Origin of the sequence: Streptomyces changchenzhani, assembly GCF_039766235.1 — a bacterium.
GTDB lineage: Bacteria > Actinomycetota > Actinomycetes > Streptomycetales > Streptomycetaceae > Streptomyces.
The window spans coordinates 111,412-132,124 of record NZ_JBDHNH010000002.1; the positions used below are offsets into that span (position 1 = coordinate 111,412).

General features: G+C 70.3%; 19 protein-coding genes and 1 pseudogene. 8 read left to right on the top strand and 12 right to left on the bottom strand.

Translation table 11 applies throughout. The features are described from left to right. Nucleotides 1-103: 103 nt before the first annotated feature. Together ABCR94_RS08740 and ABCR94_RS08745 are read left to right on the top strand one after the other, a co-directional pair. A complete protein-coding gene (locus ABCR94_RS08740; protein ID WP_347118608.1) occupies nt 104-928 on the top strand; it encodes a helix-turn-helix domain-containing protein in 825 nt (274 codons plus the stop codon). Beyond that, the gene (locus tag ABCR94_RS08745) at nt 925-1,245 is read left to right on the top strand and encodes a DUF397 domain-containing protein (RefSeq protein ID WP_347118609.1); all 321 of its coding nucleotides are present in this window, start codon (nt 925-927) and stop codon (nt 1,243-1,245) included. Before ABCR94_RS08740 ends, ABCR94_RS08745 begins: the two co-directional genes overlap by 4 nt. Here ABCR94_RS08745 and ABCR94_RS08750 read toward each other — a convergent pair. Both ABCR94_RS08750 and ABCR94_RS08755 read right to left on the bottom strand, forming a co-directional pair. Next, nucleotides 1,242-2,567 (bottom strand): hypothetical protein, encoded by a 1,326-nt coding sequence (locus ABCR94_RS08750; protein WP_347118610.1) that lies wholly within the window; start codon nt 2,565-2,567, stop codon nt 1,242-1,244. The two genes, ABCR94_RS08745 and ABCR94_RS08750, sit on opposite strands and share 4 nt — an antisense overlap. A gap of 89 nt (nt 2,568-2,656) precedes the next feature. Then, nucleotides 2,657-3,028: a VOC family protein gene (locus ABCR94_RS08755; protein ID WP_347118611.1), complete on the bottom strand. Its 372-nt coding sequence runs from the start codon at nt 3,026-3,028 to the stop codon at nt 2,657-2,659. 92 nt (nt 3,029-3,120) lie between these two features. On the opposite strand from ABCR94_RS08755, the gene ABCR94_RS08760 reads away from it, so the two are divergent. Continuing rightward, nucleotides 3,121-3,603 (top strand): MarR family winged helix-turn-helix transcriptional regulator, encoded by a 483-nt coding sequence (locus tag ABCR94_RS08760; protein WP_347118612.1) that lies wholly within the window; start codon nt 3,121-3,123, stop codon nt 3,601-3,603. 84 nt (nt 3,604-3,687) lie between these two features. Here ABCR94_RS08760 and cimA read toward each other — a convergent pair whose 3' ends face one another. From cimA to ureA, 5 genes are all read right to left on the bottom strand, one after another. Beyond that, nucleotides 3,688-5,289, bottom strand: a complete 1,602-nt coding sequence (gene cimA / locus ABCR94_RS08765) for a citramalate synthase (RefSeq protein WP_347118613.1) — start codon at nt 5,287-5,289, stop codon at nt 3,688-3,690. A 416-nt stretch (nt 5,290-5,705) separates the two neighbouring features. After that, nucleotides 5,706-6,329: a TetR/AcrR family transcriptional regulator gene (locus ABCR94_RS08770; RefSeq protein ID WP_347118614.1), complete on the bottom strand. Its 624-nt coding sequence runs from the start codon at nt 6,327-6,329 to the stop codon at nt 5,706-5,708. 42 nt (nt 6,330-6,371) lie between these two features. Continuing rightward, entirely contained in the window at nt 6,372-7,442 is a 1,071-nt protein-coding gene (locus tag ABCR94_RS08775; RefSeq protein WP_347118615.1) for an agmatine deiminase family protein, read from the bottom strand. A 9-nt stretch (nt 7,443-7,451) separates the two neighbouring features. Continuing rightward, entirely contained in the window at nt 7,452-9,140 is a 1,689-nt protein-coding gene (locus ABCR94_RS08780) for an urease subunit alpha (protein WP_347118616.1), read from the bottom strand. Further along, a complete protein-coding gene (ureA, locus tag ABCR94_RS08785; protein ID WP_347118617.1) occupies nt 9,137-9,835 on the bottom strand; it encodes an urease subunit gamma in 699 nt (232 codons plus the stop codon). The genes ABCR94_RS08780 and ureA overlap by 4 nt, the downstream gene beginning before the upstream one ends. A gap of 147 nt (nt 9,836-9,982) precedes the next feature. On the opposite strand from ureA, the gene ABCR94_RS08790 reads away from it, so the two are divergent. Together ABCR94_RS08790 and ABCR94_RS08795 are read left to right on the top strand one after the other, a co-directional pair. Next, nucleotides 9,983-11,419, top strand: coding sequence for a cytosine permease (locus ABCR94_RS08790; protein WP_347118618.1), 1,437 nt, complete (start codon nt 9,983-9,985; stop codon nt 11,417-11,419). Between the two features lie 235 nt (nt 11,420-11,654). Further along, nucleotides 11,655-12,932 (top strand): amidase, encoded by a 1,278-nt coding sequence (locus tag ABCR94_RS08795; protein ID WP_347118619.1) that lies wholly within the window; start codon nt 11,655-11,657, stop codon nt 12,930-12,932. Nucleotides 12,933-13,007: 75 nt separating this feature from the next. On the opposite strand, the gene ABCR94_RS08800 is transcribed toward ABCR94_RS08795, so the two are convergent. Next, entirely contained in the window at nt 13,008-14,096 is a 1,089-nt protein-coding gene (locus tag ABCR94_RS08800) for a branched-chain amino acid aminotransferase (protein WP_347118620.1), read from the bottom strand. A gap of 223 nt (nt 14,097-14,319) precedes the next feature. Further along, nucleotides 14,320-15,363 carry a 3-isopropylmalate dehydrogenase gene (locus ABCR94_RS08805; RefSeq protein ID WP_347118621.1) on the bottom strand — a complete coding sequence of 348 codons (1,044 nt, stop codon included), beginning with the start codon at nt 15,361-15,363 and terminating at the stop codon, nt 14,320-14,322. Nucleotides 15,364-15,526: 163 nt separating this feature from the next. Here ABCR94_RS08805 and ABCR94_RS08810 point away from each other — a divergent pair. Beyond that, nucleotides 15,527-17,072, top strand: a pseudogene (locus tag ABCR94_RS08810) (purple acid phosphatase family protein). 15 nt (nt 17,073-17,087) lie between these two features. Here the strand turns inward: ABCR94_RS08810 and ABCR94_RS08815 are convergent. After that, entirely contained in the window at nt 17,088-17,213 is a 126-nt protein-coding gene (locus tag ABCR94_RS08815) for a hypothetical protein (protein ID WP_347118622.1), read from the bottom strand. A 292-nt stretch (nt 17,214-17,505) separates the two neighbouring features. Here ABCR94_RS08815 and ABCR94_RS08820 point away from each other — a divergent pair, with 292 nt between their 5' ends. Together ABCR94_RS08820 and ABCR94_RS08825 are read left to right on the top strand one after the other, a co-directional pair. Next, entirely contained in the window at nt 17,506-17,853 is a 348-nt protein-coding gene (locus ABCR94_RS08820) for a PadR family transcriptional regulator (protein ID WP_347118623.1), read from the top strand. Further along, complete coding sequence (locus tag ABCR94_RS08825) at nt 17,850-18,614, top strand: hypothetical protein (protein WP_347118624.1); 765 nt, start codon at nt 17,850-17,852, stop codon at nt 18,612-18,614. The genes ABCR94_RS08820 and ABCR94_RS08825 overlap by 4 nt, the downstream gene beginning before the upstream one ends. A 271-nt stretch (nt 18,615-18,885) precedes the next feature. Here ABCR94_RS08825 and ABCR94_RS08830 read toward each other — a convergent pair whose 3' ends face one another. Together ABCR94_RS08830 and ABCR94_RS08835 are read right to left on the bottom strand one after the other, a co-directional pair. Continuing rightward, the gene (locus ABCR94_RS08830; protein ID WP_347118625.1) at nt 18,886-19,425 is read right to left on the bottom strand and encodes a GNAT family N-acetyltransferase; all 540 of its coding nucleotides are present in this window, start codon (nt 19,423-19,425) and stop codon (nt 18,886-18,888) included. 139 nt (nt 19,426-19,564) lie between these two features. Beyond that, nucleotides 19,565-20,608 (bottom strand): S1 family peptidase, encoded by a 1,044-nt coding sequence (locus ABCR94_RS08835; protein WP_347118626.1) that lies wholly within the window; start codon nt 20,606-20,608, stop codon nt 19,565-19,567. Nucleotides 20,609-20,713: the final 105 nt, after the last annotated feature.

Below are 20,713 nucleotides of genomic sequence, written 5' to 3' on the forward strand. Positions count from 1 at the left end.
GTCACAGCGCGTGACTAGAGTGGACCACGGAGTCAACTCGTAGTGCTGTTTTATACGAGCCGACTACGAGGGCATGCGCAACGTACGGGGGAAGGGACCAGCCATGCACCCAGGGAAGAAGCCCAAGAAGGTCAGCTCGTGGCAAGCGATCGGCGCCCTGGTTGCGCATTTCCGCAAGAGAGTTCGCCTGACGCAGGAGCAGCTCGCCGAGCGGGCGAGCGTGCACCTCGACACCATCGCCTCCATCGAGCAGGGAAGGTTGGCGCTCCAGCGCGACCGCGCCTCACAGCTCGACGAACTTCTTGATACAGGTGGGGTGTTGGCGGTCGCGGTGGCGAAGATGCCGATGCGGGAGCGGTTCCCCGTCTTCGCGCAGGACTTCATCGACTACGAGGCCGTGGCGCTCACTCTGCTCTGGTACGAGAACCAGGTAGTGCCTGGGCTGCTCCAGACTGAGGCGTACGCCCGAGCTGTTTTCTCCAGCCTCTATCCTCCACTCCACGAGGAACAGCTGACCGAGAACGTCACGTCGCGGCTCGATCGACAGAAGGTGTTCGAGCGCGCACCCTGGCCGCCGATGATGAGCTTCCTGCTGGAGGAGGCCATTCTGCACCGTCCAATCGGAGGCCCAGCAGTGCTGCGCGAGCAGATCAAGTACCTGCGGCGGTGCGCCGAACTTCCCTTCCTGGGGCTCCAGATCATGCCGACCAACCGGGAGACGCATGCCGCCCTCGACGGACCAATGATCCTGCTGGAGACGCCCGATCACGATCAACTGGCCTATATCGAGGGGCAGCGGGTCAGCTTCCTCGTCGATGATCCTGACGAGGTCAGTGTGCTCCAGCAGAAATATGGGATGCTGCGATCGCAGGCCCTTTCGGTTCAGGACAGCATGAGCCTGCTGGACGATCTGCTTGGAGAGTCATGACCCGCGCAGCGCACCCGCAGCACCCGGCCGATCTCGACTGGTTCAAGTCCAGCTACAGCGGCAGCGAGGGTGGCGCCTGCCTCGAAGTCGCCTACGACTGGCGGAAGTCGACGTACAGCAGTGACGAGGGCGGCGCCTGCGTAGAGATCGCCGCCGACTGGCAGAAGTCCACCTACAGCGGCGATGAGGGCGGCGCCTGCGTAGAGGTCGCCACCCACCCCGCCGCCGTCCACATCCGCGACTCCAAGCTCACCGACGGCCCCGTCCTCACCGTGCCGCCCGCCGCCTGGGCCGCCTTCGTCGGCGCCACGGTCTAGAAGCCGCCGCCTCCGCCGAAGTCGCCGCCGCCTCCGAAGCCGCCTCCGCCGCCGAAGTCACCGGAGTTGAAGTCGCCGCCGGAGTAGTCACCGCCGTCGTATCCACCGCCGTCGGCTCCCGTGTCGGCGTAGGCCGGGGTGGAGAGCATCGAGCCGAGCATGGTGCCCATCAGCAGGCCGGGCAGCAGGCCGCCGCCGTAGTAGCCGCCCGCCCACGGGCCGTACGCCGGGCCTGCCTCCCAGTACGGGCGGCGGCCGTCGGCCGTTTCGACCGTGCGGGTCATCGGGTCCTGGCCGTCGGCCAGGCGGGCCGCGTCCGCCGCGCAGACCGGGACCTCACGGACGGCGGCGCCGGGCGGGGCCCAGGTGGCGTCGGCCGTGGACGGGCCGTGGCGCGGGTCGAAGAAGCACGGCGGGCGGCGGGCCGGGATCTCGTCGCCCGTGCGGCGCGCGGCCAGGACCACTAGCGAGTAGCGGCCGTCCTGGAGGGCTTCGGTGACTCCCCGGACGTCGTCGGGCTTTGTGGCCGCAGCCATGGTCGACTTGGCCTTCTCGTACGCGTCCAGGGACTGCTCGTAGTCGCTGCGCATCGCGTCGTCGGCGCCCTGTTCGCCCGGGTGGAAGTCCAGCCGGTCCAGCTCTTCGCCGAACGCCGTGATGTCCTCGTCGACGACCACCCGCAGCTTCGCCAGGGCCGCCCGCTCTAGCTCGGCCCGCTTCTGCTTCTTGCGCCTGACCAGGACAAACGCGCCAGCGCCGCCCGCTGCGACGAACGCGCCGAGGGTGATAAGACCACCGGCGGACGAGCCGTCGGAGGCCCCGGGGTCCCAGGAAGCGGGGGCGCTGCCCCTGCTCTGCGCCAGGGCGTCATCGACGAAGGAGTTCAGCTGGGTGGCGGCGTCCTCGCTGCCGCCCGCCGGTTTCACCGAGGCGGTGAGGTTGGCGACGGCCTGCCTCGACATGACGCTCGGGTCGGCGCCCGCGTTGAAGCCGTCACCGAGCCGGACCGCGTACAGGCCGGTGACCCCGGTCTTGGCCCGCAACGTACTCAGCAGCCCGTCCGCCGGGAAGTCCGCGTTCTTCGGCAGCACGGCGACGAACACCGGCTTGCCCGCGTCCTCGATCTTCTTCGTCAGGGCCTTCGCGTCCGCGGCCGAGAGCTGCGCGGCGGCGCCCGGTGCGACGTACACCGGGCCTTCACGCAGCGCATCGGCGGCGGTGTCCAGCGGCGTGGCCGCCTGGGCGCCCGGCGCGACAGCGAGAGTGGTGGCTGCCAGCGCGAGCAGCAGCCCGGACAGAGTGGAAAGCAGCCGGCTCCTCATACCTCGACGCTACCCGAAAGGGTGAGCAAACGGGCAGGCGTGGCCTGGGACGACTGAGGTCAGGGCCACTGAGGTCAGGACGATCGCGGTCAGGGTGACTGCGGTCTGGGGTGGCTGAGGACGTTGACGACCTTGCCGTTCGGGTCGACGGCGAAGAAGCGGCGTACGCCCCACTCCTCGTCCTGCAACGGATGCACGATCCGCGCGCCCGCCGCGACCATGGCCGCGTACGCCGCGTCCACGTCGTCCACCTCGATGCTCAGATCGGCCTCGACCGGCGCGGACGGGTCGTGGGTGGCGAAGGTGAGCTGGGCGGTGGGGTTGGCGGGTGAGGCGAGCGTCATGACCCAGCCGTGGTTCATGACCTCCTCAAAGCCCAGCAGGCCGTAGAAGTCACGGCTCTCCTCCATCGACAGGGCCGACTCGGACCGGACATCGGGCACCACTCGGCGTACGGACATCACGTCTCCTCGTAGCTCTCTTGACCTCAACCTCGGTTGGGGTCCTAGCGTCGTCCTGGCCACGCACCGACTACCGCAAGGGTTGACGACACATGGCTCAGATCACCATTCCCGCGACCGCCGACCCGGACGCGACCGACGACGCGCTTGCCACACAGCCCATCGGCTACTGGAGCAGCGTGGCCGGCAAGGCTGTCACCCAGCACCTACGCGACGCGATGGCGCGCATGGACGTCACCCAGCCGCAGTGGTGGACGATCAACCGGGTGGACGTCAGTGGCGACGGCCCGACCCGCGAGGACGTGGTCGCGCAGCTCGCGAGCGTCGCGGACGGCCCGTACGACATCTCTCGCGTTGTCGACCAGCTGCTTCACCGTGGCTGGCTCAGCATCGACACCGGAGCCCACCTGCACCTCACGGACTCCGGGCGGGCCGCCAAGGCTCGTATCAAGCAGCTCGTGACCGATCTGCGGGAGGAGATCCACAGCGGCATCACCGACGAGGAGTACGTCGCCGCGCTCAAGGTCCTGCGCAGGATGATCCACAACATCGACGGGGCTCCCGGCGTCGGCTGAGGGCTCATGGGCGCAGGACGAGCGGGTGACCTCTCGGATTGGGGTAGCCACCCGCTCCTTCCCTTGCGGAAAACCCGGAGAACCCTATTCCGCGGGCTCGACCCCCGCCTTGAGCAGCCCGTACGTGTACGCGTCCTCCAGCGCCTGCCAGGACGCCGCGATCACGTTCTCCGCGACACCCACCGTGGACCAGTCGCCGTCACCGTCGCCCGTGGTGATCAGCACGCGGGTGGTGGACTCCGTGCCGTGCTTGCCCTCCAGGATGCGGACCTTGTAGTCGACCAGTTCCAGCTTGGCGAGCTGCGGGTAGATCCGCTCCAGGCCGACGCGCAGCGCCTTGTCGAGGGCGTTGACCGGGCCGTTGCCCTCCGCCGTCGCGACGATGCGCTCGCCCTTGGCCCACAGCTTCACCGTGGCCTCGTTCGCGTGGGTGCCGTCGGGGCGGTCCTCGGTGATCGCGCGCCAGGACTCCGTACGGAAGTAGACACGGGCGCGGCCCTCGACCTCCTCACGCAGCAGGAGCTCGAAGGAGGCGTCGGCCGCCTCGTACGTGTAGCCCTTGAGCTCTCTTTCCTTGACGCGCGCGACGACGCGGCCGACCAGCTCGCGCTCGCCGTCCAGGTCGATGCCGAGCTCCTTGCCCTTGAGCTCGATGGAGGCGCGGCCCGCCATGTCGGAGACGAGCATCCGCATGGTGTTGCCGACCTGCTCGGGGGCGATGTGCTGGTAGAGGTCGGGGTCCACCTTGATCGCCGAGGCGTGCAGGCCCGCCTTGTGTGCGAAGGCGGACACGCCGACGTACGGCTGGTGGGTCGAAGGGGTGAGGTTGACGACCTCGGCGATGGCGTGCGAGATACGGGTCATCTCGGCCAGCGCGCCCTCGGGCAGCACCTGCTTGCCGTACTTGAGCTCAAGCGCGGCGACGACCGGGAAGAGGTTGGCGTTGCCGACGCGCTCGCCGTAGCCGTTGGCCGTGCACTGGACGTGGGTGGCGCCCGCGTCGACCGCGGCGAGGGTGTTGGCGACCGCGCAGCCGGTGTCGTCCTGGGTGTGGATGCCCAGGCGGGCGCCGGTGTCGGCGAGGACGGTGGTGACGACGGCCTGGATCTGGGCGGGGAGCATGCCGCCGTTGGTGTCGCAGAGGATGACGACGTCGGCGCCTGCCCCGGCAGCCGCTCGTACGACGGACTTGGCGTACTCGGGGTTGGCGCGGTAGCCGTCGAAGAAGTGCTCGCAGTCGACGAAGACGCGGCGGCCCTGGGCGCGGAGGTAGGAGACGGTGTCGCGGACCATCTCGATGTTCTCGTCGAGTGTGGTGCGCAGGGCGAGCTCGACATGGCGGTCGTGCGACTTCGCGACCAGGGTGATCACCGGGGCGCCGGACTCCAGCAGGGCGTTGACCTGCGGGTCCTTCGAGGCCTCGGCGTTCGGGCGGCGGGTGGCGCCGAAGGCCACCAGCTGCGCGTGCTTGAAGTCGATCTCCTTCTTGGCGCGGGAGAAGAACTCGGTGTCGCGCGGGTTGGCGCCGGGCCAGCCGCCTTCGATGAAGCCCACGCCGAAGTCGTCCAGGTGCCGGGCAATGGTCAGCTTGTCCGCGACCGTCAGATTGATGCCTTCGCGCTGCGCACCGTCACGCAGCGTGGTGTCGAAGACGTGAAAACTGTCGTCGGGGCCTGAAGTGGTCATGGCTGGTTGGACTCCTGTCGGGTGAGTGGCTCCGGATGAAATGGCTCCACTTGCCCCCATCATCCCGTGCGCCTCGTCCCGGCCGTGGTGGGGCCGGAAAACGAAAAAACCTCTCGCGGGTGCGAGAGGTCTGCGCGCGGGTCTGGGGCACGATGGCCGCTCAGTACGTGGTGGTACGAGCGGTCAGTGCGGACCGGCGCGCCTGCTGCCCATAATCACGGCGAACGAGAACACGGACGAAGTGTTGCATGTCTGCCGCTCCGCGGAACACCCGTCTCACAATGCGGGCGGGGCCGGACATCTCCGGCCCCGCGGTTGCGCCTGTGACGCGCCCGCGCCGGGGGGCTCGACCGATCAGGTTCAGCTGGGCGCCGACCCGGTTCAGCTGGGCGACAACCGGGTCCAACCGACCCGGTTCAGCCGAGCGACTCGTCGAGGAACTCGCCGATCTGGGTGAGGACTTGGGACCGCTCCGAGCCGGGCAGGGCCATCGCCACATGGGTGCTGAAGCCGTCGAGCAGCGCGCGCAAGCGGGTCGCGAAGCGGTCGGCGTCGACCGTGCGCAGTTCGCCGCGCGACGCGCCCTCGACGAGGAGCGCCACCAGGTCGCGGTGCCAGGACAGTTCGATGTCCAGGAGCCGGGCGCGGGCGGGCTCGTCGACGGCGTGCGAACGGTTCCACAGTTCGAGCCACAGCGCCCAGTGGGGGTCGCGGGAGCCCGCGGGGACGTACAGGTCGACGTACGCGTCGATGCGTGCCCGGACAGGGACCTGGCGGGCGAGGGCGGCCCTGCGGTCCATGCCGAGCTGCTCCTCGCTCCATTCGAGTGTCTGCAGGAGCAGCTCGTCCTTGCTGTGGAAGTAGTAGAGGAGATGCCCGCTGCTCATGCCGACCTCACGGCCGAGCCCGGCCATGGTGAGCCGCTCAAGACCGCACTCGGCGATGCTCGCCATGGCGGCGGCGAGCACCGTCTCGCGGGGCGGGGCCGTGTTGCGGCGGCGCGGCGGCTTGGCGCCCGTGGCGCCCTTGGCACCGGTCATGACACGTTCATTTCCACCCGTCAGTTCTACCTGGCCACTCGGTCAGCCGCGCACGGCGGGCTGCTGCTGGGGGACGGCGGGCTGCTGCTGGGTGATGCAGTGGATGCCGCCGCCGCCCGCGAAGATCGTGCGCGCGTCGACGAGGGTCACCGTGCGGTCGGGGAACAGGCCGCGGAAGATCTCGGCGGCCTCCTCGTCACGCGGGTCGCCGAAGGCGCAGAGCACGACGCCGCCGTTGCAGAGGTAGTGGTTGATGTAGGAGTAGTCGACCCAGCCACCGCTCTCGTCGCCGCCCTCGCCGCCCTCCGTGAGGACGGTCGGGGCGGGGATCTCCACCACCTTGAGCAGGCGGCCCTTCGCGTCGGTCTGGGTGCGCAGCAGGGCCACGTTCGCCTTGCACCGCTCGTGGTCGGGGTGCGCCGGGTCGGGCTGGGTGTGGGCGACGACCACGCCGGGTGCGGCGAACGCGGCGACGATGTCGACGTGCCCGAGGGTGCCGTAGCCGTGCGGCGGGTAGTCCGCGGTGAGGCCGCGCGGCAGCCAGATCGCCTTGGTCGTGCCGAGCCTGGCGTGGATCTCGGCCTCGACCTCTTCGCGGGTCATGCCGGGGTTGCGCTGCGGGCCGAGCTGGACGGTGTCGGTGAGCAGGACCGTACCCTCGCCGTCGACGTGGATGCCGCCGCCCTCGTTGACCAGCGGTGAGCTGTGGACGGGGACGCCCGCGAGGTCCGCGACATGGCGGGCGATCTTCGCGTCGTGCTCCCAGCTGGCCCACTCCTGTGCGCCCCAGCCGTTGAACACCCAGTCCACGGCGGCCAGTCGGCCCTCCTCGTCGGTGACGAAGGTCGGGCCGATGTCACGCATCCAGGCGTCGTCGAGCTCGCGCTCGACCAGGTCGATGTCCGGGCCGAGCAGCGCGCGGGCGCCGTCCGACTGGCCGGGCCCCACCACCATGGTGACCGGCTCGAAGCCGCGTACGGCGTGGGCCACGGCGGCCCAGGCTGCGCGGGACCCGGCGAGCTCCTCGTCGTTGGGGAAGGTCACGTTGGGGCCCGGCCAGGCCATCCAGGTGCGCTCGTGCGGGGCCCACTCGGCGGGCATGCGGTAGGTCATGGCGGGTCCCTAGAGGAAGTAGAGGCGGTTGAGGGAGACGGAGTCGGCGGGCTCCGAGCGGAGCGGGTCGCCGTCGAGGCTGACAAGACCGCTGCGGGCGTCGACCCCGACGTCTCCGATACGGGAGTTGAGGCGCAGGTCGGCGGGGCCGATGCCGCGCGTGTGGCGCACCGCGACGCGGCGGCGGCGGGTGGGCATCAGGTCGTTGCCCTGGTCGATGGCGGCCTGCGCGACGAACGCCACCGAGATCTCGGCGGGGGTCGCGCCGTACGAGCCGAACTGCGGGCCCAGAACGAGCGGCTCACAGTCGTCGGTGGCGGCGTTCGGGTCGCCCGTCACGCCGTACGCGGGGAAGCCCGACTTCAGGACGAGCTGCGGTTTCGCGCCGAAGAACTGGGGCTTCCACAGCACGATGTCGGCCATCTTGCCGACCTCGATCGACCCGATCTCGTGGGCCAGGCCGTGGGCGATGGCGGGGTTGATGGTCAGCTTGGCCATGTAACGCAGCACGCGCGCGTTGTCGTCGGCCGGGCCGTCGCCGTCCATCGGGCCGAGCTCGGCCTTCATCTTCGCGGCCATCTGGAACGTACGGCGCACGGTTTCGCCCGCGCGCCCCATGCCCTGTGCGTCGGAGGAGGTGATTCCGATGGCGCCCAGGTCGTGCAGGATGTCCTCGGCGCCCATGGTTCCGGCGCGGATGCGGTCGCGGGCCATGGCGGCGTCGCCGGGCAGGTCGGTCTTGAGCCCGTGTACGGACACGATCATCCCGTAGTGCTCGGCGACCGCGTCCCGCCCGAAAGGGAGGGTCGGGTTGGTGGACGAGCCGATGACGTTGGCGACGCCCGCCATCTTCAGGACGTTGGGCACATGACCGCCGCCGCAACCCTCGATGTGGAAGGCGTGGATCGTACGGCCGTCGAGTACGGAGAGGGTGTCCTCGACGGAGAGGCACTCGTTCAGCCCGTCGCTGTGCAGCGCGACCTGTACATCGTGTTCCTCGGCGACGCGCAGGGCGGTGTCGAGGGCGCGGGTGTGCGCGCCCATGTCCTCGTGCACCTTGAAGCCGGAGGCCCCGCCCTCTGCGAGTGCCTCGACGAGCGGCGCCGCGTCGGAGGACGAACCACGCGCCAGGAAGCCGATGTTGACCGGCCAGGCGTCGAACGCGCCGAAGGCGTGCCGCAGCGCCCAGGGCGAGTTGACGCCGACGCCCCAGACCGGGCCGAACTCCTGGCCGATGATCGTGGTCACGCCGGCCGCGAGCGAGGCCTCCATGATGCGGGGCGACAGCAGATGGACGTGGGTGTCCACGGAGCCCGCGGTCGCGATCATTCCCTCCCCCGACACGATCGTGGTGCCTGTGCCGACGACCACGTCCACACCGTCGAGGGTGTCCGGGTTCCCGGCCCGCCCGATGGCGTGGATCCGGCCCTCCCTGATGCCGATGGACACCTTGCGGATGCCCTGCGCCACGTCGATGACCAGCACATTGCTGATGACGACGTCACAGGTGTCCCGGACGGCCGCGGCCTTCAGATGCAGCCCGTCGCGGGCGGTCTTGCCGAAGCCGGCCAGGAACTCGTCGCCGGACTTCTGCGCGTCGGACTCGACGCGCACGGTCAGCCCGGAGTCCCCGAGCCTGACCCGGTCCCCGGCGCGGGGCCCGTGCACGGCGGCGTACTCGTGCGGATCGATGCTCATGCCTCTACTCCCCGTTCGGATCCCAGATAACCGCAGGCCACGGCCCTGCGCAGGGCCTCTTCCTGCGCGCCCGGCGCGTCCAGCGGGCCGTCGACCAGGCCCGCGAAACCGATCGCGATCCGGTCGCCGCCGATCGGGACCAGGCCGACCTCGCGCTCGCCGCCTTCCGCGTCGAAGCGCACGGACGACCCGGCCGGGACGCACAGACGCATGCCGTACGCCGCCGAGCGGTCGAAGTCCAGGCGGGGGTTGGCCTCGAAGAAGTGGAAGTGCGAGGTCACGCTGATGGGGACGGTCGCGGTGTTGCGTACGGTCAGCCGCAGCGCGGGCTGCGGCTCGGCGTCCGCGGGGCCGGGCAGCACCGCGCCCGGGGCGTCGTCGCCGAGCAGGCCGCCGCCGATCGGGGACGCGACGACCGCGAGCCGCGAGCCGTCGTCGAAAACGGCCTCCACATGCACCTCGGTCACCACATCGGCGACGCCGGGCAGGACGTCGTCGGGGCCGAGCACGGCCCGCGCCGCGGCGATGGCCTCCGCGAGCCGCAGCCCGTCGCGGGCCGCCTCGCACACGGTGTCGGCGATCAGCGCGGTCGCCTCCGGCACATTGAGCCGCAGGCCGCGGGCCCGGCGCGCCCGGGCCAGCTCGGCCGCGCCGAACAGCAGTAGCCGGTCGCGTTCGGTCGGGGTCAGTCGCACGCCGTCCCACTTCCTGATGACTGGGAGCACAATTTGAGCACCACTCTAACAATCACCTTTCTGGAGTGGAACCATTGACGTGCCACCTCGCACTAAGCCACATTGAACGCCACTCAAACAGTCGTCCGGCGGAGCAGGAGCCAAGGCATGCCAATCGAGCAGCGCGGAGTCGACACCATCCCCGACGGGGAGCGCACCAGCGGTCCCCGTGATCTCGTTTCGATCCTCATCGGATCGAATCTCTGCCTCGGCGTGATCATCTTCGGCTGGCTGCCGGTGTCCTTCGGGCTCGGCCTGTGGCCGGCCGTCACCTCCGTCGTGGCGGGCACGGTCGTCGGCACCCTGCTGACGGCGCCGCTCGCCCTGGTCTCGCTGCGCACCGCGACCAACCTCTCCACCTCCAGCGGCGCCCAGTTCGGCGTACGCGGGCGGCTCGTCGGCTCCGTCGTCGGCCTGCTGCTCTCGCTCGGCTACACCGCGCTGACCCTGTGGATCGGCGGCGACGTCATGGTCGGCGTGCTGGCCCGGCTGGTGGGGCTGCCTGCCGGGGGCGCGATTCACGCCCTGGTGTACGCGCTGCTCGCAGGGCTGACGGTGGTCTGCGCGATCTACGGCTACCGGCTGCTGCTGCGGCTCAGCAAGGTCCTGGCCGTCGGCATGACCATGCTGCTGCTCCTCGGCCTGGTCGCGTACGCCGGTGACTTCACGACTGCGGCGCCCACCGGATCGACGTACCTCCTGGACGGCTTCTGGCCGACCTGGCTGCTGTCGGCGGTCGCCGCCGGGCTCAGCGGCCCGATCGCCTTCATCACCCTGCTCGGCGACTACACCCGGTACATCTCCCCGCGCCGCCACAGCTCCCGCACCGTCTTCGTCGCCTCCTGCCTCGGGCTGCTCGCCGGGCTGCTGATCCCGCAGCTCTTCGGCACCTTCACCGCGCTGGCGGCGGACGCGGCGCTCGACTACGCGGGGCCGCTCGTCGCCGCGGCGCCCTCCTGGTACCTGGTGCCGCTGCTGCTCGCCGCCTCCGCGGGATCGGTCGGCAACGCGGGCCTGATGCTCTACTCGATGGGGCTCGACCTCGACGCGATCCTGCCGCGCGCGACGCGGGCCCGGTCGACGCTCGTCGTCGCCGCGGTCGCCACCGCGTTCGTCTTCCTGGGCCACTTCGCGTCGGACACGCAGTCCGCGATGACCTCCTTCGTGCTGCTGCTCACCGCGATCGGCACGCCCTGGGCGGTCATCACGACGATCGGCTACTTCCGCTGCGGCGGCAGGTACGACGCGGAGGCGCTCCAGGTCTACAACCGCCGCGCGAAGGGCGGCGTCTACTGGTTCCGGGCCGGCTGGAACGTACCGGCGACGGTGTCGTGGGCGCTGGGCGCGGCGGTCGGCCTCGCGGCGGTCTCGACGCCGATGTACGAAGGTCCGCTGCTCGCTCTCACGGGCGGGGTGGACTGCAGCTTTGTGCTTTCGGGGATCGTGGGGGGCGTGGCGTACGGGGTGCTGGGGCGCGGGGCGAAGAGTGGCTTGTCCGAAGCCGACTCGGTACGTCCGCCGGAGCCGGCGCCGGCGCTGCGGTAGGCGGGCGGGGCGGGGCCGCTGCGCGGGGCTTGTCCCCTACCCGCCCCTTCCCGAAACTGGGGGCAAGCCCCCAGACCCCCGGGACGCCCTTCGGGCGTGTCCTCAAACGCCGGACGGGCTGAAATTCAGCCTGCCCGGCGTTTGAGCACCGGGGTCCGGGGCGGAGCCCCACCGCCCCGCACGCGCACCCGGCACCCGGCCCACACCCGCCACCGGCCCCCACTACTCTGACCCCGTGGACCACGCCCCGCGTAACGCCGCCGCCCTGGCCGACCGAATCGCTCAACTCGACGCAGACGTACGCGCCTTCGTCCCCGAGCCGGATCGCCCAGGACGGCTCGCCGCCGACGCGCAGGGCATCGCCGAGCGGTGGCCCGATGCCGCCGACCGGCCCCCGCTGTACGGCGTCCCCGTCGGCATCAAGGACATCGTCCGCGTCGACGGACTGCCCACCCGGGCCGGCTCCGCGCTGCCGCCCGACGTACTCGCGGGCCGCCAGGCCACGGTCGTGGACCGGCTGCGGCGGGCCGGCGCGCTGGTCGCGGGCAAGACGGTGACCGCCGAGTTCGCCGTCCTCGCACCGGGCCCCACCCGCAACCCGCGCAACCTGGCGCACACCCCCGGCGGATCGAGCAGCGGATCGGCGGCCGCGGTGGCCGCGGGCATGGTGCCGCTCGCCGTCGGCACCCAGACGGTCGGCTCGATGATCCGCCCCGCCGCGTACTGCGGGGTGACCGGCTTCAAGCCGACGTACGGCCGCATCCCGGTGGACGGGGTCATCGCCAACGCCCCGTCCTTCGACACCCTGGGCCTGTACGCCCCGGATATCGCCGGCCTGGTCAGGGCCGCAGCCGTGGTCTGCGACGACTGGCAGCAGGACACGCCCGTCAGCCGACCCGCGCCGCCGGTCCTCGGCATCCCGGTCGGCCCCTATCTGGACCGCGCCGGCGCCGAGGCCCTGGATGCCTTCGACGCCCAGGTGAAGCAGGTGCGGGCGGCCGGTTACGACGTACGCCCGGTGCCGGTGATGGACGACTTCGAGCAAATCGTCGCGCAGCTGTTCGTGATGAACCGCTACGAGGTGGCCCGGACCCACGCCGAGTGGTTCCCGGTGTACGGCGAGCTCTACCGGCCCGAGACCGTCAAGGCGATCCGCGAGGGACAGGACATCGGGGACGACGTCTACGCGCGGGCTCGGCGGGAGCGCGAGGAGTTCCGCGAGCGGATCGCCGCCGCGAAGGACGCCCACGGCATCGACCTGTGGATCACCCCGGCCGCCACCGGACCGGCGCCCCGCGGGCTCGACAGCACCGGCAGTTCCATCATGTGCCTGCCCTGGAGCAACGTGGGCCTGCCTTCCCTGAGCCTGCCGGCGGGCGCGACCCCGCAGGGCCTGCCACTCGGGCTCCAGTGTGTCGCGGCGTGGGGTGCGGACGAGCAACTGTTGTCCTGGGCGCCGGGTATCGCGACGGCACTCGCCGGATCGGGGCCGGCGAAGGCTGTCGGCCCCTGATGGAGACACGGGGCACGCGAAAGGCCGCGCCCGGCAGCGTGGTGCCGGGCGCGGCCTTCTCGCTCGCGGGCGCTTCTAGCCGAGCTGGTGCATCCAGCCGTGGCTGTCGGCCGCCTTGCCCGTCTGGATGTCGAGGAGCGCCTTGCGCAGCTTGAGCGTGACCTCGCCGGGCTCCCCGGCGGCCTGGGTCCAGTCCGCGCCGAGGGACTTGACCGAGCCGACCGGGGTGATGACGGCGGCGGTGCCGCAGGCGAAGACCTCGGTCAGGGTGCCGTTCTCGGAGTCGCGCTTCCAGTCCTCGATCGAGATACGGCCCTCTTCCGAGGTGTAGCCGAGGTCGGTGGCGAGCTTGAGGAGCGAGTCACGGGTGATCCCGGCCAGCAGCGAGCCGTTGAGCTCGGGGGTGACGATCCTGTCCCCGTACACGAAGTACAGGTTCATCCCGCCCATTTCCTCGACCCACCTGTGCTCCAGGGCGTCGAGCCAGACGACCTGGTCGCAGCCCTTCTCGGCCGCTTCGGCCTGGGCGAGCAGGGAGGCCGCGTAGTTTCCGCCGGTCTTGGCGAAGCCCATGCCGCCGGGAACCGCGCGGACGTAGTTCTCGGAGAGCCAGACGGAGACCGGCCGCACGCCGCCCTTGAAGTACGCACCGGCCGGTGAGGCGATGACCAGGAAGAGGTACTCGTTGGCCGGCTTCACGCCGAGGCCGACCTCGGTGGCGATCATGAACGGGCGCAGGTAGAGCGAGGATTCGCCGCCGTGCTCCGGGACCCACGACTCGTCCTGCTTGATCAGCGCGTCGCACGCCTCGATGAAGGTGTCGACCGGCAGCTCCGGCATGGCGAGGCGGCGGGCGGACCGCTGGAAGCGCTCGGCGTTCGCGTCGGGGCGGAAGGTGGCGACCGTGCCGTCGGGGTGGCGGTAGGCCTTGAGACCCTCGAAGATCTCGATGCCGTAGTGCAGGGTCATGTTGGCCGGGTCGAGTGACAGCGGCGCGTAGGGCACAAGCTGCGCGTCGTGCCAGCCGCGGCCTTCGGTCCACCTGATCGTCACCATGTGGTCGGTGAAGTGGCGGCCGAATCCGGGCTCGGCCAGGATCGCCTCGCGCTCTGCGTCGGACAGGATGCGCGAGGAGGGCTTGAGCTCGATCGTGGGCGTCGTCATGAGTGCTGTCCTTCACCGGTTGTGTGTGGTGGACCGCGCTCACGCCTCTGTCAGGACGTCCGAGCTTCCCCTCATACCGCGGCCCCACGTTCGATTATCGCGCGTGTGGGGCAGCGTACGAAACGGCGTGAAATGCGGCCCAGGATTGATGGTCGCACCCGGCCGCGCCAAAGCACAGCCGCCGGGTGTCTGTGACCCGGCGGCTGTGGGAGAAGTCGTCGGATCAGCCCGCTACTCGTACGGAGATCGCGTCGCCGATTTCGTCGGTGCTGCGGGCTGCCGCGCCATCGCGCCCCGCGAGGTCGGCGGTGACCGCTTCCTCGATACGGACGGCCTGCGCCTCGAATCCGAGGTGCCGCAGGAGGAGTGCGACGGAGAGAATCGTGGCCGTCGGGTCGGCCTTGCCCTGGCCCGCGATGTCGGGCGCGGAGCCGTGGACGGGCTCGAACATGGACGGGAAGGCGCCCGTCGGGTTGATGTTGCCGGAGGCGGCCAGGCCGATGCCACCGCTCACGGCGGCGGCGAGGTCGGTCAGGATGTCGCCGAAGAGGTTGTCGGTGACGATGACGTCGAAGCGCTCCGGCTGCGTGACGAAGAAGATCGTCGCGGCGTCGACATGCAGATAGTCGGTGGTGACCTGCGGGTACTCCTCGCCGACCTGGTCGAAGACGCGCTTCCACAGGTGACCGGCGTACACGAGGACGTTGTTCTTGTGGACCAGCGTCAGCTTCTTGCGGGGCCGGGCGGCGGCCCGCTCGTACGCGTCACGGACGACGCGCTCCACGCCGTACGCCGTGTTGAGGCTGACCTCGGTGGCCACCTCGGCGGGTGTACCGGTGCGCAGGGAGCCGCCGTTGCCGGTGTACGGGCCTTCGGTGCCTTCGCGGACCACGACGAAGTCGATGTCGGGGCGGCCGGCCAGCGGCGTCGCGGTGTTCGGGAACAGCTTCGACGGGCGGAGATTGATGAAGTGGTCGAAGGCGAAGCGGAGCTTGAGCAGCAGCCCGCGCTCCAGGACACCGGACGGCACGGAAGGGTCGCCGATCGCGCCGAGCAGGATGGCGTCGTGCTGCTTGAGGGAATCGAGCTCCGCGTCCGGGAGGGTCTCTCCGGTGCGGTGCCAGCGCTGGGCGCCGAGATCGTATTCCTTGGTCTCCAGCTTCACATCCTGCGGCAGAACCGCATTGAGGACCTTGAGGCCCTGGGCCACGACTTCCTGGCCGATGCCGTCACCGGGGATCACTGCGAGATTGAGGCTGCGAGACATAGCGGCACCCTACTCCGCGTCCCATCCCCTGACACCTGATGTCCGCGATGCGGACACCCCGTCCTGGGCGCTCGGCCGAGTGGCTCAACGGCACAGAACCTCGACAGGTTCTGTTCACCCTGCGTACTGGGCACAGTTGGTTGTTACTGGGAAGTTCTCCTGCATGACCAACACCCCCCGCACCGGCATCCCGGACCGGCTCGCGAGCCGCATGAGCATGCCGGAGCAGCACGAGTACCTGCGGGCGAAGCTCTCCCGCAGACGGGTCATCTCCTCGACTGCGGCCACCGTGGGCGGTGCGGCGCTGCTCGGTGGCGCGAGTCGGGCGTACGCGGGCTCCCCGGCCCTCCTGACGGACGCCGTCACCGCCCGCGTGGACGGGTCGCTCGTCGCGCCCTTCGGCCGGCATCTGGCCTTCGGCGCGGACCCCAAAACGCAGATGCGGGTGTCCTGGCAGGTGCCGTTCGCGGTCAAGAAGCCGTATCTGCGGGTCGGGCTCAAGCCCTGGGAGCTGAGCCGGAAGATCGAGGCCGAGGTGCGCGCCCTGCACACGCCGTCGCTGACGCGGAAGCTGCCCGCGGTCGACCAGTAGGGCTGCGCCCCGGGACGACGTACTACTACGGGGTGGGGCACGACGGCTTCGATCCGGCGGAAGCCTCGCGGCTGTCGACGATCGGATCGTTCCGTACGGCGCCCGCGCTCCCCGAGACCTTCGTCTTCACGGCCTTCGGCGACCAGGGCGTGAGCTACGACGCCCTGGCAACGACCAGTTGATCCTCGGCCAGAACCCGTCCTTCCATCTGCACGCGGGCGACATCTGCTACGCGGACAGCAAGGGCCTGGGCAAGGAGTCGGACGCGTACGACGCCCGGGTGTGGGACCAGTTCCTGGCGCAGACGGAGAGCGTCGCCTCACGGGTGCCGTGGATGGTGACCACCGGCAACCACGACATGGAGGCCTGGTACTCCCCCAACGGTTACGGCGGCCAGTCGGCGCGCTGGTCGCTCCCGGGCAACGGGCCGGACGCGGCGGGAGCCCCGGGCGTCTACTCCTTCACGTACGGCAACGTCGGTGTGGTCGCACTGGACGCGAACGACGTCTCGTACGAGATCCCCGCCAACAAGGGATACACCGACGGGGCGCAGAGCGCCTGGCTCGACAAGCGGCTGGGCGAACTGCGGCGGCAGCCGGAGATCGACTTCGTCGTGGTGTTCTTCCACCACTGCGTCTATTCGACATCCACCCACGCCTCGGACGGCGGAGTGCGCGACGCGTGGCTGGCGCTCTTCACCAAGCACCAGGTCGATCTGGTGATCAACGGGCACAACCATGTGTACGAGCGCACGGACGCGATCCTCGGCGGCGAGGTGGGCAAACCGGTGCCGGTGGGGGCGTCGACCGACCCGACGCGGGACGGCATCGTGTACGTCACCGCAGGTGGCGCGGGCAAGGACCTGTACAGCTTCGGGCCCGGGGTGAAGGACAGCTACGAGGGCAACGTCCATGACCACGAGCACATCGTGACGTTCCACTGGACGAAGCTGCGGCTGCCCGACCCGGACACCGTGGAGTGGTCACGGGTCAGGTACACCGGCTTCTCATTCCTCGCGGTGGAGGCGGAGGCCGGTGCCTCACCGAAGCTCAAGGTCTCCGCGCTCGCCGAATCGGGCGAGCGCGTCGACTACTTCGAGATTCAGCGCGGCCGTTAGCCGAAGCGGGGGCCCTCAGTGGCCGGTGGAGCCGCCGTTGTCGCGGCGGTCCAGGGCGCGCTGCAGGGCGGCTGCCGCCTGCTTACGGTCGGACTCGCTGGTACGGGCGGTGTGGCGGACGCGGCGTGCGGTCTCAGCCATGATGATCGACTCCTTGAGATCAGAACGATTTCGAGGTGCCGGAAGAGGCGGGGAGTGGGCGCCGCAGGGGTTGCCTGCTTGGGGGCGCCGGCTCACGACCGCCGTTCGCTGATGGAGCGAGACGTTCGGCTTCTATCAAGCTAAGTGAGGCCGGACTGTCTGTCTCCACAATTACTCGGACTTCCTACTATCTGAGACGCGATCTTGGTCCACCGGCCGATTCAGGCGGCGAACGATGGTTCGCATTGCCATCTAGATTGCATTCCTATCTAGGTGGTGGTGGAATACAGCCATGGCCGCAGACCGCAGATCCAGCTGGCTCAAGGGTGTCCTTGACCTCCTCGTCCTCTCCTGCCTGACCGAGGGCGAGAGCTACGGGTACGAGATGTCCCAGACCCTCGCCGCAGCAGAGCTCGGGCAGATCAAGGGCGGGACGCTCTATCCCGTACTGAACCGGCTCGAAGACGCCGGCCTCGTCGTAGGGGAGTTCAGGGCTTCCGAGCGGGGGCCCGGGCGCCGCTACTACCGGCTCACCGACGAGGGCCGCAGGGCACTCGCCGCCGAGAGCGAGTCCTGGCTGGAGTTCCACTCGGCCGTGAAGTCCAAGCTCCACATCGCGCATCCAGGGGGAACGGCATGACCGAGCAGAGTTACTTCGACGAGCTGGCCAAGGCCCTGCGCCGGAGCGGTATGCCGGAGCCGGAGGTCGCTGCGACGGTCGCCGACCTCAGCGGCCACCTCGCGGACAGCGGCGGCACGGCGCACGAGGAGTTCGGCCCCGCGCGAGAGTTCGCGGCCCGGCTCACCGGGGGCGCGGGCGGCACGGGGCCCGGGGACCCTGCGGCCGAGGCGGAGAGCTGGAGGTGGACCTCCGACATATACGCCGACCTGGAGATGCTGAACCAGTACGGCGGCCAGGGCTGGGAGGTCGAACGGATCGACCGGGTCGGGATGTTCGTGAGCCACCGGGTGCCTGGGGCGGCGATGCGGTGGGAGTACCGGCGCGAGGTCGCGAACAACGCGACGGGGCGGGCGGACGTCACGGAGCGGCTCGCTCCCGACGGCTGGGAGCCGTGCGGGCACTGGCTTTTCCTGGCGTACTTCAAGCGGCCCGCCGCGGCGAGTGCCGGGCCGGCCGCGGATCTGGTGGCGCCGCCGGCGCCTCCGCCGAAGCGGTTCTTCCTGAGCGGGAAGTACCGCAGGATGCTGGCCGCGTGCGTGGCGCTGATCGCCTTTGTCGCGGTGGCCGTCCCGGTGCATCTGCTGGTCACCGATGCCGACGCGGGGGATCTCCTCAGCTCCGAGACGGTGATCGGAGCCGGGGTGGGGAGCGTGGCGGGGCTCGCGTTCGCGGTGTGGGGGATACGGCGGGACATCGCGAAGGGGGTACGGAGTAGCTAGGCGGGGCGGGGCGCCTGCGGCGGGCTTGTCCCCTAACCGCCCCTTCCCGAAACTGGGGGCAAGCCCCCAGCCCCCCGGACGCCCTACGGGCGCGTCCTCAAGCGCCGGACGGGCTGAATGGTTGCCCCACAGCTGACGACCTGCGGCACTCTGCAAGCGCAGCCGCAGAAAACCCAGCCCGTCCGGCGTTTGAGGACCCGGGCCTGGGGCGGAGCCCCCACGCGGCGGCAGCCGCAAAATGTCACAGCGGGAAGGGGCGGGGAGGGGAAAATCACAGCACATCCCCCTCCCGCCAGTCGAAGACCAGCGCATCCGACACCGCAGGCAGACCGCTCGTCCCCGGCCACAGATACGTCGTCCCCTCCTCCTCCGGCAGCGCCACCACCCCGTCCGGCCCCAGCGCGGCAATCGCCCCGGGCCACACCTGCCACCCCCGCGCCGCGTACAGCGCCGCGCCCTCGTCCGACGCGGACAGCGCGCCCACCCGGTACGCCGTGCCGATCACGCGCTCCAGCGCGTCCATCACCCGGCCGCCCAGGCCCTGCCTGCGCCGGTCGGACCGTACGGCCACCGCTTCGACGTAACCCACGCGCAGAGAGCGCCCGCGGTGCAGGACCCGGCGCTGGATGACGCTGCCGTGCGCGGCGATTCCCCGGGTGTCCCGCACCCATGCGTGGACGCCGCCGAGTGTGTGGTCCCAGTCGTCGTCACTGAAGTCGTTGTCGAAGGCCGCGTCGAGGAAGGCGCGGATCTCCTGGCGTACGGCCGGGTCCAGCTCCGAGGTGTGGGCGGTGTGCAGCAGTTCAGTCATGCCCCGCACTCTTTCAGGGGCTGCACGTGACGGGTACTCAGTTCGCTGGGCATGCCACAGCCCCCGCCGGATTTACGGCAGGGGCTGCGGCCGTGCTCAGAAAACGTGGCTCAGTTACCCGCGGCTCAGAACACCTGGCTCAGAACACGTTCACGCCGTACGCGGCGAGGGCCTCCTTCACCGGCTGGTGAATCGCCGAGCCGCTGGTGCCCGTGCAACCGGAGCTGCCCGAGTGGATGCCGAGCGCGACGGAGCCGGCGAAGTGCGCACCGCCGCTGTCACCGCCGGCCGAACAGGCAGTGGTGCGGACCATGTTGTGGACCGGGCCGTCCCCGTAGTTGACGGTGACGTTGACCGCACTGACGGTGCCGCTGGTGACCTTCGTCGTCGAGCCGCTCTTCTTGATGGCTTGGCCGACGACCGCGTCGGCGGCGGACGCGATGTCCTGGAAGCTGCCGTTGTAGAGGTTGACGTCACCGGCCGCCGAGGAGGCGGCGTTGTAGCGCACTATGCCGTAGTCGTTGGTCGGGAAGCTGGTGCCCTCACGGACGCCGATCACCGGACCGCCCGAAGTGGCCGACCAGTTGGCGGAGATATTGGTGCAGTGGCCCGCCGTCACGAAGTACCGGGTGGCGCCCTTGGCCACGTTGAACGCCGACGAACAGCGCGAACCGCCGCCGTAGATCGCGTCACCGCCGGACATCTCCCGCTTGAAGACCCCCGGCACCCGCTCGACGCGCACCGCGTCGCCGAGCTTGGCCGCCGTCTTCTTCAGCCGGGCCATGTCCCGCGCGGACACGGATCGGTCGGCCTCGACCGTGATCCGGTTGATCCTGGGGTCCAGGCCCCAGGACGTGCCGGTGATCTTCGCCTCGGACTCCAGCGTGTCCATGGCGGCATCGAGCTGCGCGGCACTGCGCTGCACGCGCTGGGCGGTCGCGCCGGCCGCGCGGACCTGCTCGGCGGCGCTGTCGCTGGTGACGGTGACCACGAGGTCGCCGGTGCGCCGGTCGAGGTAGGTGCCCGCGGTGTCGTCGCCGAGCCGCTGGGTGAGGGCGGAGTCGAGGGCGTACGGCGAGGGGGTGGCCGAGGAATCGGCGCCGGCCGGGGCCGCGCCGACGCCCAGGGCGCCGATGACGATCAGGGCGGAGAGGGCGGCATGCGTACGCAGGGTACGTCTCATGGGGGGAAGCTCCTTGGTCCGTTTTCCGTGGGGGAATCCGTGGGGAACGCTGCGGAGAATTTGACATGCGCATTGCCATTCCACAAGACCGCCCACGCTGCCCGA